The sequence below is a fragment of the Nocardia sp. NPDC051030 genome, from assembly GCF_040683015.1.
GTDB lineage: Bacteria > Actinomycetota > Actinomycetes > Mycobacteriales > Mycobacteriaceae > Nocardia.
In genome coordinates, this window is sequence record NZ_JBFBCD010000007.1 from 424,400 (window position 1) to 440,289 (window position 15,890).

General features: G+C 69.8%; 3 protein-coding genes (1 of these 3 cut by a window edge). All 3 read right to left on the reverse strand.

Annotated features, from left to right (window positions below; genetic code table 11):
- Tightly spaced (each overlapping or abutting the next), the 3 genes in view from AB0N05_RS25465 to AB0N05_RS25475 form a layout consistent with a single transcriptional unit that may run on beyond the window.
- Entirely contained in the window at positions 1-930 is a 930-nt protein-coding gene (locus tag AB0N05_RS25465) for a proline iminopeptidase-family hydrolase (protein WP_364698345.1), read from the reverse strand.
- A complete protein-coding gene (locus AB0N05_RS25470) occupies positions 927-12,278 on the reverse strand; it encodes a type I polyketide synthase (protein WP_364698346.1) in 11,352 nt (3,783 codons plus the stop codon). The genes AB0N05_RS25465 and AB0N05_RS25470 overlap by 4 nt, the downstream gene beginning before the upstream one ends.
- Positions 12,271-15,890, reverse strand: the 3' end of a protein-coding gene (locus AB0N05_RS25475; RefSeq protein WP_364698347.1) for a type I polyketide synthase. The gene runs 16,978 nt beyond the window's last position; 3,620 of the gene's 20,598 nt are visible here — the last part of the coding sequence; its start codon lies off the right edge, out of view; the stop codon is at positions 12,271-12,273. Before AB0N05_RS25475 ends, AB0N05_RS25470 begins: the two co-directional genes overlap by 8 nt.

Here is a 15,890-nt window from a genome sequence, read left to right on the forward strand (position 1 = left end):
TTACTGCACCGAAACTCCTGTTTTATGACCGGAGTTCACCCCGGCAAGAAATTCCAGCAGCACCTGCGAGAATTGCTGCGGCTCCTCGAGATGCGGCACATGTGAGGACTCTTCGAAAATCTCCCAGCGCGCGCCGGGAATCAATTCGGCGAACGGCCGCACCGCGATAGGGGTGGCTTCGTCGTGACGACCCGACAGCACCAGTGTCGGCACCGCGATGGCGGGCAGGCAGTCGACCACCGAATGGTCGCGCAGTGTGCCGTTGACGTAGAACTCGCTGGGCCCGTTCATGGTGAAGTAGACGGTGGGATCGTTTTGGATCTCCATCAGCGTCGCCACGAAATCGTGCGGTAGCGGATCGACGCGGCACACGTGCCGGTTGTCGAAAACCCGGACGGCCCGCGCATATTCGGCGCTGTCGGTGGTGGCGGCGGCCTCGTGCCGGCGCAGGGTCGCCTCCACCTCCGGGGGCAGCGCCGCGCGCAGCCCCGCGATGCCTTCGCGCCACAGTTCGTACGAGGCAGGTGAATTCGCGATGATCAGCCCGCGTAGTCCCGGTGGCCGGGTGGCGGCGTGCGCGGCGGCCAGCAGGCCACCCCACGAATGCCCCAGCAGCACATAATCGTTCGCGATGCCCAGCTGGGTCAGTAGGTTCTCCAGCTCGGCCTGCAACAGCCCGGGGGTCCAGAAGTCCGGGCCGCGGCCGGGCAGGTGGGTGGAGCCACCGTTGCCGAGCTGGTCGTAGTGCACCACCGGGTGGCCGTGCTCGGCCAGATCGGCCAGGCTCCGGAGGTAGTCGTGGGTGCTGCCGGGCCCGCCGTGGGCGATCACCAGCGGCGGACGCGTGCCGTCGAGGGTTCCGGTCACCCGGAACCAGGTCTGGTAGTCGCCGAACGGGACGGTGCCTTTGCGATCGGGTCGCCTTGTCATCGGTTTCCTTCGTTCTCGAGTTCGGCGAGCCAGTCGTCGATCACCCGGGCGGTCAGATGCGCCCGTTCCTCGATCATGGTGAAGTGGTTGGCCTGCACCGGAACCACCGTGTGTGCGTCATCCCATTGGGCCGCTTGCCAATTGGCGGCGGTGCCGGACGTCGCCGCCTCCGGGTCCGCGGCGGGGTTGTCGCCGTAGAAGGACTCGGTGCACTGCGCGAACAGCACCGGGGCGCGCACTTCGCCGGGGCGCAGATCCGGCAGCATTTCGAACCAGCAGCCCATACCGGACAGGCGGGCGCTGTCGAAACCGCCGAACATGTCCTCCTTCTCGAACAGGCCCGCCGCCAACTGCTGCGCGGGCACGCTGTGGCCCGCGCCGTCGTGGATCTTGAAGGTGTCGAGCAGGATCACACCGGCCGGGGACACTCCGTATTCCTGTTCCAGGCAGGTGGTGACCGCATGGGCCAGGGTGCCGCCGGACGAATAGCCGAGCAGCACGAACGGCTCGTCCCCGGCGGTGCGGTGCACCGCCGCGGCAATGGCCGCGATGCCCGCCGCCGCGGTCGCCGGGACCGCGTCGCCGGCCGCGAAACCCGGTGTGGGAATGGCCGATATCGGACGCGGGCTCAACTGCCGGGCCAGGCGTGCGTACTGCTGCACACCACCGGTGACCATGGGAGTGGAGATACAGATCAGGCGCGGGCGGGCCGGGCCGTCGGCCAAGGTCACCGCGGCGGGCAGTTCCGCCAGATCCTCGAGGCCATGGAATGACGGGCGCAGGTTGGTCACCGCGCGCAGCAGTTCGAAGGCCGCCGCCACCCGGTTCTCCATGATCGCGCCGCGGAACAGCGCGCTGAGCGTGTCCGGGGCGCGCTTGGCCGGGGCCGGGGCGCCGGGGCGCGCCTGCTGACCCGAACCGGGGGCCGCGGCCAGTTCATCGCGCACGTAGTCCGCCAGCTGAGCCGGTGTCTTGCTGTCGAAGACCACCATCGGGGACAGGCGCAGGCCGGTGGCCGCGTTCAAACTATTGCGCAGTTCCATGGCGGCCAGCGAGTCGAATCCGGTTTCGAGGAAGTCCTTCTCCGGATCCACCGCTTCGGGGCTGTCGTGGCCGAGCAACTGAGCGGCGCTGCGCAGCACCAGATCTCGGATCAGCTCATCGCGGCCCGCTTCATCGAGACCGGCGAGGCGGGTGCGCAGTGCGGCCGGGTCGGCGTGGCCGGTAGCGGCGCGACGGCGGCGGGCCGTGACCAGGCCGCGCAGCCAGGCGTGCGGGACGCCGGTCGAGCCGAGGGCGGTGCGGTCCACGTGCAGCACGGTGAGCGCGGCCGTGGCCGCGGACGGGGCGGCATCGAACATGGACAGACCCTCATCGGCGGTCAGCGGGGGCAGTCCCTGTCGGCGCATGCGATGCAGATCGGCTTCGCCCAGCCAGCCACTGAGTCCGGTGTCCACCCCCCACAGGCCGTAGGCCAGCGCGGTGCCGGGCAGGCCACGCGAACGCCGGTATGCGGCAAGCGCATCCAGGAAGACATTGGCCACCGCGTAGCCGGACTGACCGGCCGCGAGCACCTGACCACCGGCCGAGGAGAACAGCGTGAACACCGTGAGATCCAGGTGCTGCGTGAGTTCGTGCAGATGCCAGGCCGCATCGGCTTTCGGATGCAGCGCGGTGTCGAGCCGTTCCGGTGTCATGGTGCCCACCAGGCCGTTGTCGGCGGTACCGGCCGCGTGCACGACGCCGGTGAGCGGGTGCGCGGCCGGGATGCTCGCGAGCAGCTCCGTCAGTGCGGTGCGGTCGGACACGTCGCAGGCGGCGACGGTGACCGTGGCTCCCCCGGCTTCCAGATCCGCGACGAGCTCGGCGGCTCCTTCGGCGGTCAGGCCCCGGCGGCTGGTCAGCAGCACGTGCCGGACACCGTGGTGTTCGACCAGGTGGCGGGCCACGATACTGCCGAGGCCGCCGGTACCGCCGGTGATCAGCACGGTTCGGTCTGGGTGCCACGGAGATTCGGGGTCGGCCGGGATCGGCTCGGGCACCAGGCGCGGGACGCCGACCGCGCCGTCGCGGATGATCACCTCGGGTTCGGTGAGCGCGGCGGCCGCGACGAGCAGGGCCGGGGTTTCGCTGCCGTCCACATCGAGCAGGGTGAAGCGGTCCGGATTCTCCGCCTGTGCGGCCCGCAGCAGACCCCACACCGGGGCCTGTCCCAGGTCGATGTCGGCGGTGCCGGGGGCAGCCCCGGAGGTCACCACGACCAATCGCGCTGCGGCGTACCGGGTGTCGGCCAGCCAGTCGTGGACGACGGCGAGGGTGGCGTGCACGGCGGTACGGACATCGGCCGGAATGTCACCGGTCGCCGGGGCAGGGACCCGATACAGGGCCAGCTCCGGGACGGGGAACCGGGCGAGTTCGGCGAAGTCCTCGACAATCGTTGTGCCCAGACCGAATCCGTCGCCGATACCGATCCAGCCGCTGGTGTCCACGCCGACCGCGGACGCGGCCTGCGGCGTCCACTCCGGCCGGAACAGCAGTTCGTGACCGGTGGCACGCCCGGCGGCGAGCTGATCGGGAGACACCGCACGCAGGATCAGCTGTTCGACCTTGGCCACGGGGTCGCCCGACGGGTCGGCGACGGTCATGGCGAGGGCATTGTCCTCGACCCAGGTCAGGTGCACCCGCAGTGCGGTCGCGCCCTCGCTGAACAGGGTGACGCCGTGCCAGGAGAACGGGAGCAGCGTCCGATTCTCCGATTCGGCGCCGTCCGGGACCGCGAAACTCAAGCCGTGCATGGCGGCGTCGAGCAGCGCCGGGTGCAGGCCGAAACGAGCGGCCTCCGCATGCGACTGTTCCGGCAGCTCGACCTCCAGGAACAGATCATTGTCGCGGCGCCACAGTTTCCGCATGCCCTGGAAGGACGGACCGTAGCCGTAGCCGCGCTCGCGCAGCAGGGGGTAAGCATCGGAGACGTCCACACTGGTCGCGTCGGCGGGCGGCCAGTCCCGCAGGCCCGCCGGTTCCTCCTCGGTGGCGGTCCCCAGTACGCCGTCGGCGTGCAGGGTCCACGGCAGGTCGGTATCGGCCGGGCGGGAGTAGATGCTCACCGCGCGGCTGCCGGACGGCTCGCCCGCACCGACGACCACCTGCACCTGGACCGCTCCGGCGACATCCGGATCGGGCAGGACGAGCGGGGCGGCGAGGGTGAGCTCCTCGAGGACGCCGCAGCCGACCTGATCGCCCGCACGCAAGGCCAATTCGACCAGACCGGTGCCGGGCAGCAGGACATTGTCGAACACCTGATGGTCGGTGAGCCAGGCCTGGGTGTGCGCCGACAGTCGGGCGGTGCACACGATGGCGTCGGAATCCGGGGCGGCGATGGCGGCGCCGAGCAGCGGGTGATCGATGACGCCGAGGCCGACCGAGGCGGCGTCGGGGGCGTCCTGGGCGGCCGGGACCCAGTAGTGGGTGCGCTGGAAGGCGTAGGTGGGCAAGGGGATCAGCCGGGCGTTCGAGGTGGCGTAGAACGTCTGCCAGTCGAATTCGCCGCCGGCTGCGTAGAGGTGGGCGGCGGCCGTGACCACGGTGGTGGATTCGGGGTGGTTGCGGCGCTGGGCCGGAGTGAACAGGGCGGTGTCGGCATCGATGGATTGGGCGGCCATGGCGGTGAGAACGGCGTCGGGGCCGATCTCCAGGAATCGGGTCACGCCCTGGTCGTTCAATACCGTTGCCGTGTCGGCGAATCGGACGGTGGCACGCACCTGGTTCACCCAGTAGTCCGCAGTGCCGACCTCGGTGTCCAGTGAGCCGGTCACCGTCGACACCATCGGAATCGACGGTGCCGCGAAAGTGATCTGGTTGGCGATCTCGGCGAAGTCGGCGAGCATCGGGTCCATCAATGGCGAATGGAACGCATGCGACACCCGCAGACGATTCGTCTTACGACCCTGCTCGGCAAACGATTCCGCCACAGCGAGAACCGCATCCTCCGCGCCCGAGACGACGACCGAACCCGGCGCGTTGAGCGCCGCGATCGACACCGACTCGGAGAGCAGCGGAGCGACCTCGTCCTCGGTGGCTTGAATCGCGACCATCGCGCCACCGGTCGGCAACGCCTGCATCAAACGACCACGCGCGGCGACCAGCCGGGCCGCATCCGACAGAGCGAGCACACCGGCCACATGCGCGGCAGCCAGCTCACCGATCGAATGCCCGGCAACGTAATCCGGTCGCACACCCCAGGATTCGAACAACCGGTACAGCGCCACTTCGACCGCGAACAACGCGGGCTGGGCGTAACCGGTCTGGTTCAGGAGGTCTTCATCCTCGCCCCACACGATCTCGCGCAGCGGCCGGTCCAGATGCGAATCCAGTTCCGCGACAACAGCATCGAATGCTGTGGCAAAGGCCGGGAAGTCCGCATGCAAGTCGCGTCCCATTCCGAGCCGCTGGCTGCCCTGCCCGGTGAACAGGAAGGCGAGCGGGCCAGAGCGCCGGGCTTGCCCGCGGGCCACGGTGGCGAGCGAACGGCCCTCGGCGACGGCGTGCAGGCCCGCGATCAACTCCGAGCGGTCGACGCCGACGATGACGGCGCGTTGTTCGAAGACCGCGCGGGCGGTGGCGAGCGTGTAGCCGATATCGGCCGGATCGCTGTCCGGTGCCGATTCGAGGTGTGCGGCAAGGCGTTCCGCTTGTCCGGCGAGCCCCTCATTCGACTTTCCGGACAGCACCCATGCGGTCACCGGCAGCGGGCGCGAAACAGCGGTGGGCTCCGGGAATGCCGGGCCGGTCGGTGCTTCTTCGATAATGACGTGGGCGTTGGTGCCACTGATACCGAACGAGGACACACCCGCCCGACGCGGATGACCATTGACAGGCCACTCTCGCGCCTCGGTCAACAGCTGCACCTCGCCCGCCGACCAATCCACATGCGGTGAGGGCTCATCCACATGCAAGGTGGACGGCATCACTTCGTGCCGCAGCGCCATGACCATCTTGATGATGCCGCCGACACCCGCAGCGGCCTGAGCGTGACCGAAGTTGGACTTCAGCGAACCCAGCCACAACGGCTGTCCCTGTGGGCGGTCCTGACCGTAGGTCGCCAGTAGCGCTTGCGCCTCGATTGGGTCACCCAGTGTCGTTCCGGTGCCGTGACCTTCGATCACGTCCACCTCGGCACCCGACAATCCGGCATTGGCCAGTGCCTGCCGGATCACGCGCTCCTGCGACGGACCATTCGGCGCGGTCAAACCATTGGACGCACCGTCCTGGTTGACAGCCGAACCAGCCACCACTGCCAACACCGGATGCCCATTTCGCCGCGCATCCGACAACCGCTCCAGCAGCAGGACACCGCAGCCCTCGGCCCAGCCGGTTCCGTTCGCGCCGCCCGCGAAGGACCGGCAGCGGCCGTCCGCGGACAGGCCGCGCTGGCGCGAGAATTCGATGAACATGGTCGGCTGGGACATGACTGTCACACCACCGGCCAAGGCCAGGGAGCATTCGCCCGACCACAGCGCCTGCTGTGCCAGATGCAGCGCCACCAGCGACGATGAGCAGGCGGTGTCGACCGTGACCGCCGGGCCTTCCAGGCCCAGGGTGTAGGAGATCCGGCCGGAGACCAGGCTGCCACCGCTGCTGGTGGCGACCCCCGGGCCCTGGGCGTAGTCGTGGTACATGACACCGGCGAACACGCCGGTCGAACTGCCCCGCAGGGCGGCCGGGTCGATTCCGGCGCGCTCGAGCGCCTCCCAGGACGATTCCAGCAGCAGGCGCTGCTGCGGGTCCATCATGAGCGCCTCGTTCGGGCTGATGCCGAAGAAGTCGGCATCGAATTCGGTGGCGTCGTAGAGGAATCCGCCACTGCGCGCGTAGGTCTTGCCCGGGACGCCGGGTTCGGGGTCGTAGACGCCCGCGATATCCCAGCCGCGGTTGCCGGGGAAGTCCCCGACCGCGTCGGTGCCCTCGGTGACCAGCTGCCACAGTCCCTCCGGCGAGCTGACACCGCCCGGGTAACGGCAGGCCATGGCGACGATGGCGATCGGCTCGTTGTCGCCCGAACGCTGGTGTGCCACCGCGGCTTTACCGCTTCCGAAGCCGGTGAGCTGGTCACCGATATGGTCGGCCACCGCGGTCGCGTTCGGGTAGTCGAAGACCAGGGTCGGGGAAAGTCGCAGACCCGTAAGGTCATTCAACTGGTTGCGCAGTTCCACCGCGGACAGCGAGTCGAATCCGAGTTCCTGGAAGGCACGGTCCGGTTCGATCGCCTCGGCGGACGAGTGACCCAGTACGGCGCCCACGGTCGAGCGGACCAGATCCAGCAATGCCGCCGCGCGTTCGCGGTCGTCGAGCCCGGACAGCTTGTCCCGCAGTGCATCTCCGCCACCCGAGCGCGCGGTGCGGCGAATCGGCACCCGCACGATGCCGCGCAGCAGCCACGGCACCGACTCCGGTTTGGCGCGCAGCACCGTCGGATCGATCCGCACCGTCGCCAGCACCGCTTCCGGTGCCGCCAGCGCGGCGTCGAACAGGGCGAAGCCCTCGGCTTCGGTGAGCGCGGGGAAACCCATGCGGCGCAGGCGAATCAGGTCCTCGTCGCCGAGCATGGCGCCGAGTCCGGCGTCCACGCCCCACAGTCCGTAGGCCATCGAGGTGGCCGCCAGGCCCGCGGCCCGGCGATGGGTGGCCAGGGCGTCGAGGAAGACATTGGCGGCGGCGTAATTGCCCTGGCCCGCGGCCAGCACCAGGCCACCGGCCGAGGAAATGAGGACGAAGGCGTCCAGGTCGAGGTCGCGGGTCAGGTCGTGCAGATGCCAGGCACCGTCCACCTTCGGTGCCAGCACGGCCGCCAACCGGTCCGGGGTGAGGGCGCTGACCAGGCCGTTGTCCGCCAGACCGGCGGCATGCACGATACCGGTGAGCGGCCGGTCGGCCGGGACCAGCGTCAGGGCCGCGGCCACCGCCGATCGGTCGGCCACATCGCAGGCGGCGACCGTGACTTCGGCTCCGAGCGCGGTCAATTCGGCCGTCAGCTCGGCCGCGCCGGGCGCGTCCGCGCCGCGGCGGCTGGTCAGTACGAGCGAGCGAATGCCGTGCGCGGTGACCAGGTGCCGGGCCAGCAGGCCGCCGAGGCCGCCGGTGCCACCCGTGATCAGCACGGTCCCTTCCGGATTCAGGGTGAACTCGGTGGCCGCGCCGGGCCGGGCGAAGCGGGGCACCAGGATTTCCCCGGCCCGGATCGCGGTTTCCGGTTCGGCCGATCGGGCCGCGGCGGGCACGGCGGCCGGGGAGGCCGGGTCGTCGTCGAGGTCGAGCAGGGCGAAGCGGCCGGGGTTCTCCGCGATGGCGGCCCGGACCAGGCCCCATACCGGGGCGTGGGCCAGGGCGATATCGGCGCCCTCGGCGGTCGAGACCGCACCGCGGGTGGCGATCACCAAGGTGGTGTCGGCGAAAGCGTCTGCGGCCAGCCAGGATTGCAGCACATCCAGCACCGCGGTGGTCACGGCCGTCACCTGCTCGGGGACAGTGGGCTCACCTGTTACCGGCAGCGGCGCGCACCAGATGACGCACTCCGGTGCCGGGATCCGCTCGGCGGCAATGGCTTCGGTGAGCGCCGCCAGATCCGGGAAGGTGTCGGCGGCGGGTGCGCCGATCGTATTGTCGCCCACGACGACCCAGGTGCCCTCGGCCTCCGGATCCGCGGCGACCGGCCGAGTCCAGGCGAGCGCGAACAGGGCGTTGGCGGTGACGTCCTCGGCCGCGTCGAGCTGTTCGATCGAGACCGGCCGGGTGAGCAGTGATTCGACCGACAGCACCGGCGCACCGGTTTCATCGGCGAGGGTCAGGGTCGTGCCGCCGTTCGGGCCGGGAGCCATCCGGACTCGGGCCGCGGCCGCACCGCTGGCGTGCAGGGTGACGCCGTTCCAGGCGAACGGCAGCAGCGTCTGCTCCTGCGAGCCATCGGAATTCACCAGCATGGCGTGCATGGCGGAATCCAGCAGGGCCGGGTGGACGCCGAAGGCGGCGGCATCGGCGCGCGCCTGTTCCGGCAGTGCCACCTCGCCGAATACCTCGTCGCCGCGTTTCCAGGCCGCGCGCAGGGCCTGGAATACCGGGCCGTAGCCGTAACCGGCGGCCAGCAGCGCCGGGTACGCACCCTCGATGTCGATGCGGGTCGCGCCCGCCGGTGGCCACTGGGTCAGTGGCTCGGGCGCGGCGACCCGGCCCTGCGCCAGGATGCCCTGCGCGTGGGTGGTCCACTGCTCCTCGTCGTCGTCCGGGCGGGACCGGATCAGCAGCGGGCGGCGACCGGTGTCGTCCGCCGCGCCCACGACCACCTGGAGGAAGCGACCGCCGCGGCGGGAGTCCTTGCCGGGCAGGATGAGCGGGGCCTGCAGGGTGAGCTCCTCCACCACGGTGCAGCCGACCCGATCGCCCGCGTGCACGGCGAGTTCGACGAAACCCGTGCCGGGCAGCAGGATATTGCCGAGTACCTCGTGGTCGGCCAGCCAGGGGTGGGTGTGGGTGGCGAGGCGGCCGGTCAGGACCACACCGCCGGAATCCGGGAGCGGGATCATGGCGCCGAGCAGGGGGTGTTCGGCGGGGGTCACGCCCGTGGCGGAGACATTGCCGATGTGCTCGGCCAGCCAGGACTCGGTCAGGTAGTCGAGGGTGTCCAGCCAGAAGTGGCTGCGCTGGAAGGCGTAGGTGGGCAGGTCGATTCGGGTCGCGCCGGTGTCGGCGTAGTAGGCGGGCCAGTCGACGCGGCCGCCGGCGGCGTGGAATCGTCCCAGAGCCGCTACGGCGGTCGCCGGTTCGGGACGGCCCTTACGGAGGGCGGCGACGAAGGTCGCGCCTTCGGTGGTGACGGACTGGTCGGCCATGGCGGTCAGCACGGCGTCCGGGCCGATCTCGACGAAACGGGTCACCCCGGATGCGCTCAATGCTGCTGCGGTGTCGGCGAACCGGACTGTGGCGCGCACCTGGTCCACCCAGTACTGCGGGGTGCTGACCTCGGCATCCAGTGAGCCCGTCACGGTCGACACCATCGGAATCGACGGTGCCGCGAACGAAATCTCTCGAGCGATCTCGGCGAACTCGGCGAGCATCGGCTCCATCAACGGCGAATGGAACGCATGCGACACCCGCAAGCGGTTCGTCTTACGACCTTGCACCGCAAACGAATCCGCTAAAGCCAGGACCGCATCCTCCGCGCCCGAGACGACGACCGAACCCGGCGCGTTCAACGCCGCGATGGACACCGACTCGGTCAGCAGCGGCGCGACTTCATCCTCGGTGGCTTGAATCGCCACCATCGCACCACCGGTCGGCAACGCCTGCATCAAACGACCACGCGCAGCGACCAACCGAGCCGCATCGGACAGAGTGAGCACACCGGCCACATGCGCGGCGGACAGTTCACCGATCGAATGCCCGGTCACGAAATCTGGTCGCACACCCCAGGATTCGAATAGGCGGTACAGCGCCACTTCGAACGCGAACAACGCGGGCTGAGCAAAACCGGTCTGATTCAACAGACCCTCGTCTTCGCCCCACACGATCTCGCGCAGCGGCCGGTCCAGGTGCGAATCCAGTTCCGCGACAACAGCGTCGAACGCCCCCGCGAACGCCGGGTACCCCTGGTAGAGCTCACGCCCCATCCCGATACGCTGACTGCCCTGGCCGGTGAACACGAACCCGGTCCGGCCACTACCGCGGGCGATGCCGGTCACCGCGTTCGCCGCCGGACGCCCCTGGGCGAGGGCGTGCAGTCCCGCGATCAGTTCGCCCCGCTCGCTGCCCACGACGACCGCACGCCGCTCGAACGCCGCTCGCGTGGTCACCAGCGAGTACGCGATATCGAGCGGTTCGGTGTCCGGAGCCGAAACCAGCTGTTCCGCAAGCTGTTCCGCCTGCCCGGCCAGAGCCTCCGGCGACTTGGCCGACAGCACCCAGGCGACCGCGGGAACGTCTCGCCCCACCGCCTCGGCCGGATTCGACACGGCCGGTGGCTCTTCGATGATGACGTGCGCGTTGGTGCCGCTGATCCCGAACGAGGACACCCCCGCGCGGCGAACCCGCTCGCCGACCGGCCATTCGCGCGGCTCGGTCAGCAGGCGCACCTCGCCCGCCGACCAATCCACATTGCTGGAGGGTTCGTCCACATGCAGGGTGCGCGGCATCAGCCGGTGCCGCAGGGCCATGACCATTTTGATGATGCCGCCGACGCCCGCGGCGGCTTGGGCGTGCCCGAAGTTCGATTTGAGCGAGCCGAGCCATAGCGGTTGCCCGTCCGGCCGCTGCTGACCGTAGGTGGCGAGCAGCGCCTGCGCCTCGATCGGGTCGCCGAGAGTGGTTCCGGTGCCGTGGCCTTCGATCAGGTCGACCTGGTCCGCGGAGAGTCGCGCGTCCTCGAGCGCCTGCCGGATCACCCGCTCCTGCGAGGGGCCGTTGGGTGCGGTGAGCCCGTTGGAGGCGCCGTCCTGGTTGACCGCGCTGCCGCGCACGATGCCCAGGATCGGATGCCCGTTGCGGCGGGCGTCGGAGAGTCGTTCCACGACCAGCATGCCGCAGCCTTCGGCCCAGGCGGTGCCGTCGGCGGCCGTGGCGAAGGAGCGGCAGCGGCCGTCGCGGGACAGGCCGTTCTGCTTGGAGAATTCGATCAGCGCTTCGGGTGTCGCCATGACCGCGACGCCGCCGACCAGGGCGAGGGTGCACTCCCCCGCCCGCAGGGCCTGACCGGCGAGGTGCAGCGCCACCAGCGACGACGAGCAGGCGGTGTCGACGGTGACGGAGGGGCCCTCCAGTCCGAACACGTACGAGATCCGGCCCGAGGCCACCGATCCGGTGCTGTTGTTGGCCGCGTAGTCGTGATACATCATGCCCGCGAAGACGCCGGTCCGGCTGCCGCGCAGGGTGGCCGGATCGATGCCCGCGCGTTCGAGGGCCTCCCAGGAGGTTTCCAGCAGCAGCCGCTGCTGGGGATCCATGATGAGGGCCTCGTTCGGGGAGATGCCGAAGAACGCGGGTTCGAATCCGGCGGCGTCCCGCAGGAATCCGCCCTGGTTCACATAGGTGGTGTGCGGGCGCTCGCCGGTCGGGTCGTAGACGCCCTCCGGGTCCCAGCCGCGGTCGGCGGGCAGCGGCGAGACGGCGTCCACGCCGTCGGCCACCAGCTGCCACAGCTGCTCGGGCGAGGTGACCCCGCCCGGATACCGGCACGCCATGCCGACGATGGCCATCGGCTCCCGTTGTGCGGCGAGCAGTTTGCGGTTCTCACCGCGGAATCGTTCCGTCTCCTTGAGTGAGGCCCGTAGCGCCTCGATCAATTTGGCGTCGGTGTCACTCATCGAATCCCTCACGTTCGTTGCTCGCATCACCGGCATCCAGGCCGGCGAATGCCATGGCGATCAGACTGTCTGCGTCCATGTCATCGATGACTTCGGCGCTGACGGCCGGTTCGTCGATGTCGGACGGTTCGTCGGGCGAGGCGCCCAGTTCCAGCAGGGCGTCCAGCAGGCCGGCGGCACGCAGCCGGTCCAGCGAGACGGTGCCGAGGATCCGTCGTATCCGCTCGGGATCGGTACCGGATTCGGTGTGCCCGTTGGTGTTCGGTGCCAGTTCCGCCTGGAGTTTGGCGGTCAACACGGTGGCATTGGGGTAGTCGAAGATCAGCGTCGGGGGCAGCCGCAGGCCGGTGGCCCGATTGACCTCGTTGCGGAACTCCACGGCGGCCAGGGAATCGAAGCCCAGTTCGCTGAAGGCGCGGTCGGGTTCGATGGCGTGTGCTCCGCTGTGCCCGAGCACCAGTGCGGCGTGCGTGCACACCAGGTCCAGGAGCAGCGCGGACCGATCGGGCTCGGTGACCTCGGCCAGCCTGCGGCGCAGTGTCTCCGCGGCGGCGGTGTCGGTGCGGCCACGACGTGCGGTGCGGCGCACCAGGCCGCGCAGCAGCGCCGGTGGCTCGTCCTCGCTGGTTGTGAGCGCGTTCAGGTCGAACCGGATCGCAACGGGCGCGGTCGCATTCGTCGTCGTGGCGGCGTCGAAGAGGGCGAGGCCGAAGTCCCGGGTCAGCGGCAGCACGCCGGTGCGCTGCAGGCGCTGCCGGTCGCCGTCGCTCAGAGTTCCGCCCATGCCGGATTCGTCTTCCCACAGGCCCCACGCCTGGGCCTGCGCGGGCAGGCCATGGGCGCGGCGGTGCTGGGCCAGCGCGTCCAGGAACGCATTGGCGGCGGCGTAGTTGCCTTGGCCGGGGTTACCGAAAACGCCCGCCGCCGAGGAGAACAGGACGAAGGCGGACAGATTCCGGTCGCGGGTGAGTTCGTGCAGGTTGAGGGCGGCATCGACCTTGGCGGTGAGCACCGTGTCCAGTCGTTGCGGGGTCAGGGCGGCGATCACACCGTCGTCGAGAACACCGGCGACGTGCACGACACCGGCCAGGTCGACGCCGTCGAGCAGCGCGGCCAGGGCCGCGCGGTCGGCGGTATCACAGGCCGCGAACTCGACGTCGGCACCGAGGGCGGTCAATTCGTCCCGCAGTTCCTCGGCTCCGGGTGCGGTCGCGCCGCGACGGCTGGTGAGCAGCAACCGGCGCACGCCGTGGCGGGCGACCAGGTGCCGGGCGATGACCCCGCCGAGGGTGCCGGTCGCGCCGGTCACCAGCACCACACCGGTATCGGCGAATTCCGCCGCGGGCGGCTCGCCCCCGGCGGGCACTCGCGTCAGCCTGCCCACGTGGAGTGCGTTGTCCCGCACCAGGATTTGCGGTTCACCGGTGGCCAGCACGGCCGACAGGTCGACCGAGCCGTCGGTGTCCAGCAGCACGATGCGCCCGAGCTGTTCGGACTGCGCCGAGCGCACCAGGCCCCACACGGCGGCACCGGCCAGGTCGGTGATATCGGTTCCCGGCGGGGCGACCGCGCCGCGGGTGCGGACCACCAATGTCGTATCGGCGAAGCGGGATTCCGTGGACCACTGGTGCAGGACCGCCAGTACCGCGTGGGTGGCACTGTGCACCGCGGCCGCGTCCATGCCGGGAACCGGCTCCAGGACTACGACTTCCGGAGACGTGGTGGCGTCCAGGCGGTCCCAGGTGACGGTGGGTGTCACGCCGTCGGCGGCGATTCCGCCGACCGGCACCCAGGCCAGCTGGTAGAGCGAATCGACCGGTCCCGCTCCGGCACTACTGAGCTGCTCGGGCGAAACCTCCCGCAGCACCAGCGATTCCACCGAGGCCACCGCGGCACCGGTCGTGTCGGTGAGCGTCAGCGCGACTTCGGTATCACTGCGCCAGGTCAGGCGGGCGCGCACCGCGTCCGCACCGGCGGCGTGCACGGCGACCCCGTGCCAGGAGAACGGCAGCAGCATGCGCTGCTCCTCCTCCTCCGATTCCGGTGCCGCGTAGCGTAATCCGTGCAGGCAGGCGTCGAGCAGAGCCGGGTGCAGGCCGTAGGCCGTGGCGTCGGATCGGATCGCCTCGGGCAGTTCCACCTCCACCGACACTTCGGCACCGTTGCGCCAGGCGCGCCGCAGGCCCTGGAAGGCCGGACCATAGCCGTAGCCGTTGGCCGCCAATTCCGCGTAGTTTCCGGTCAGGTCGATCTGCTCGGAATCCGCTGGTGGCCACACTGTGTCGGCAGCGACCGGCAGCACGATAGCGCTGCTGAGCGCGCCTTCGGCGTGCAACAGCCACGGCAGTCCGGCGTCACCGCCCTCGGCGCGCGAGTAGATCGATACCGTGCGACCGGCCGTCGCATCCGGGCCCCCGACAACCACCTGGATCTGAATCCCGGCCGTGCCGTGTTCCGGCAGCACCAGCGGCGCGGCCAGGGTCAGCTCGGACAGGACCGCGCAGCCGGTGCGGCGACCGGCCTCCACGGCCAGTTCCACGAAACCCGTGCCGGGCAGCAGGATGGTGTCACCGACGCGGTGATCGGCCAGCCACGGGTGGGTGCGCGCCGACAGGCGGCCGGTGAACACCACACCACCCGAATCGGGTGCCGGGACGACCGCGCCGAAGAGCGGATGATCGACGGTGTCCAACCCCATGGCGGCGGCGTCGGCGTCGGGCTGTTCGGGGAGAAGCCAGAAGTGCTCGCGCTGGAATGCGTAGGTGGGCAGGTCGATACGGGTCGCATCGGTACCGGCGAACAGGACCGGCCAGTCGATGGCGACGCCGAGAGTGTGCAGGTTTGCCACCGCGCCGAGAGCGGTGCGGGCTTCGTCGCGGTCCTTGCGCGAACCGGATACGAAGGCCGCGGAGTCGGCGTCGACGGATTGGGCGGCCATGGCGGTGAGAACGGCGTCGGGGCCGATCTCGACGAAGCGAGTCACCCCGGCCGCACTCAATGTCCGCGCCGCATCGGCGAATCGGACGGTGGCACGCACCTGGTTCACCCAGTAGTCCGGGGTGGTCACCTCGGCATCCAGTGAGCCGGTCACTGTTGACACGATCGGAATCGACGGTGCCGTAAAGGTGACCTGGTTGGTGATCTCAGCGAACTCGGCCAGCATCGGCTCCATCAACAGCGAATGGAACGCATGCGACACCCGCAAACGAGTCGTCTTACGGCCTTGTACCGCAAACGATTCCGCCAAAGCCAGGACCGCATCCTCCGAGCCCGAGACGACGACCGAACCCGGCGCGTTCAACGCCGCGATGGACACCAGATCGGTTAGCAGCGGCGCGACTTCGTCTTCGGTGGCCGCAATCGCGACCATCGCACCACCGGTCGGCAGCGCCTGCATCAAGCGACCACGCGCAACCACCAACCGAGCCGCATCCGAGAGGGTCAGCACACCCGCCACATGCGCGGCGGACAGTTCACCGATCGAATGCCCGGCCACGTAATCCGGTCGCACACCCCAGGATTCGAACAACCGGTACAACGCCACCTCGAGCGCGAACAGGGCGGGCTGAGCGAAACCGGTCTGGTTCAACAGGTCTTCGTCCTCACCCCACA

Coding starts and splice junctions, on each gene's coding strand:
- AB0N05_RS25470 (WP_364698346.1), bottom strand. CDS start 12,278: ATGAGTGACACCGACGCCAAATTGATCGAGGCGCTACGGGCCTCACTC.
- AB0N05_RS25465 (WP_364698345.1), bottom strand. CDS start 930: ATGACAAGGCGACCCGATCGCAAAGGCACCGTCCCGTTCGGCGACTAC.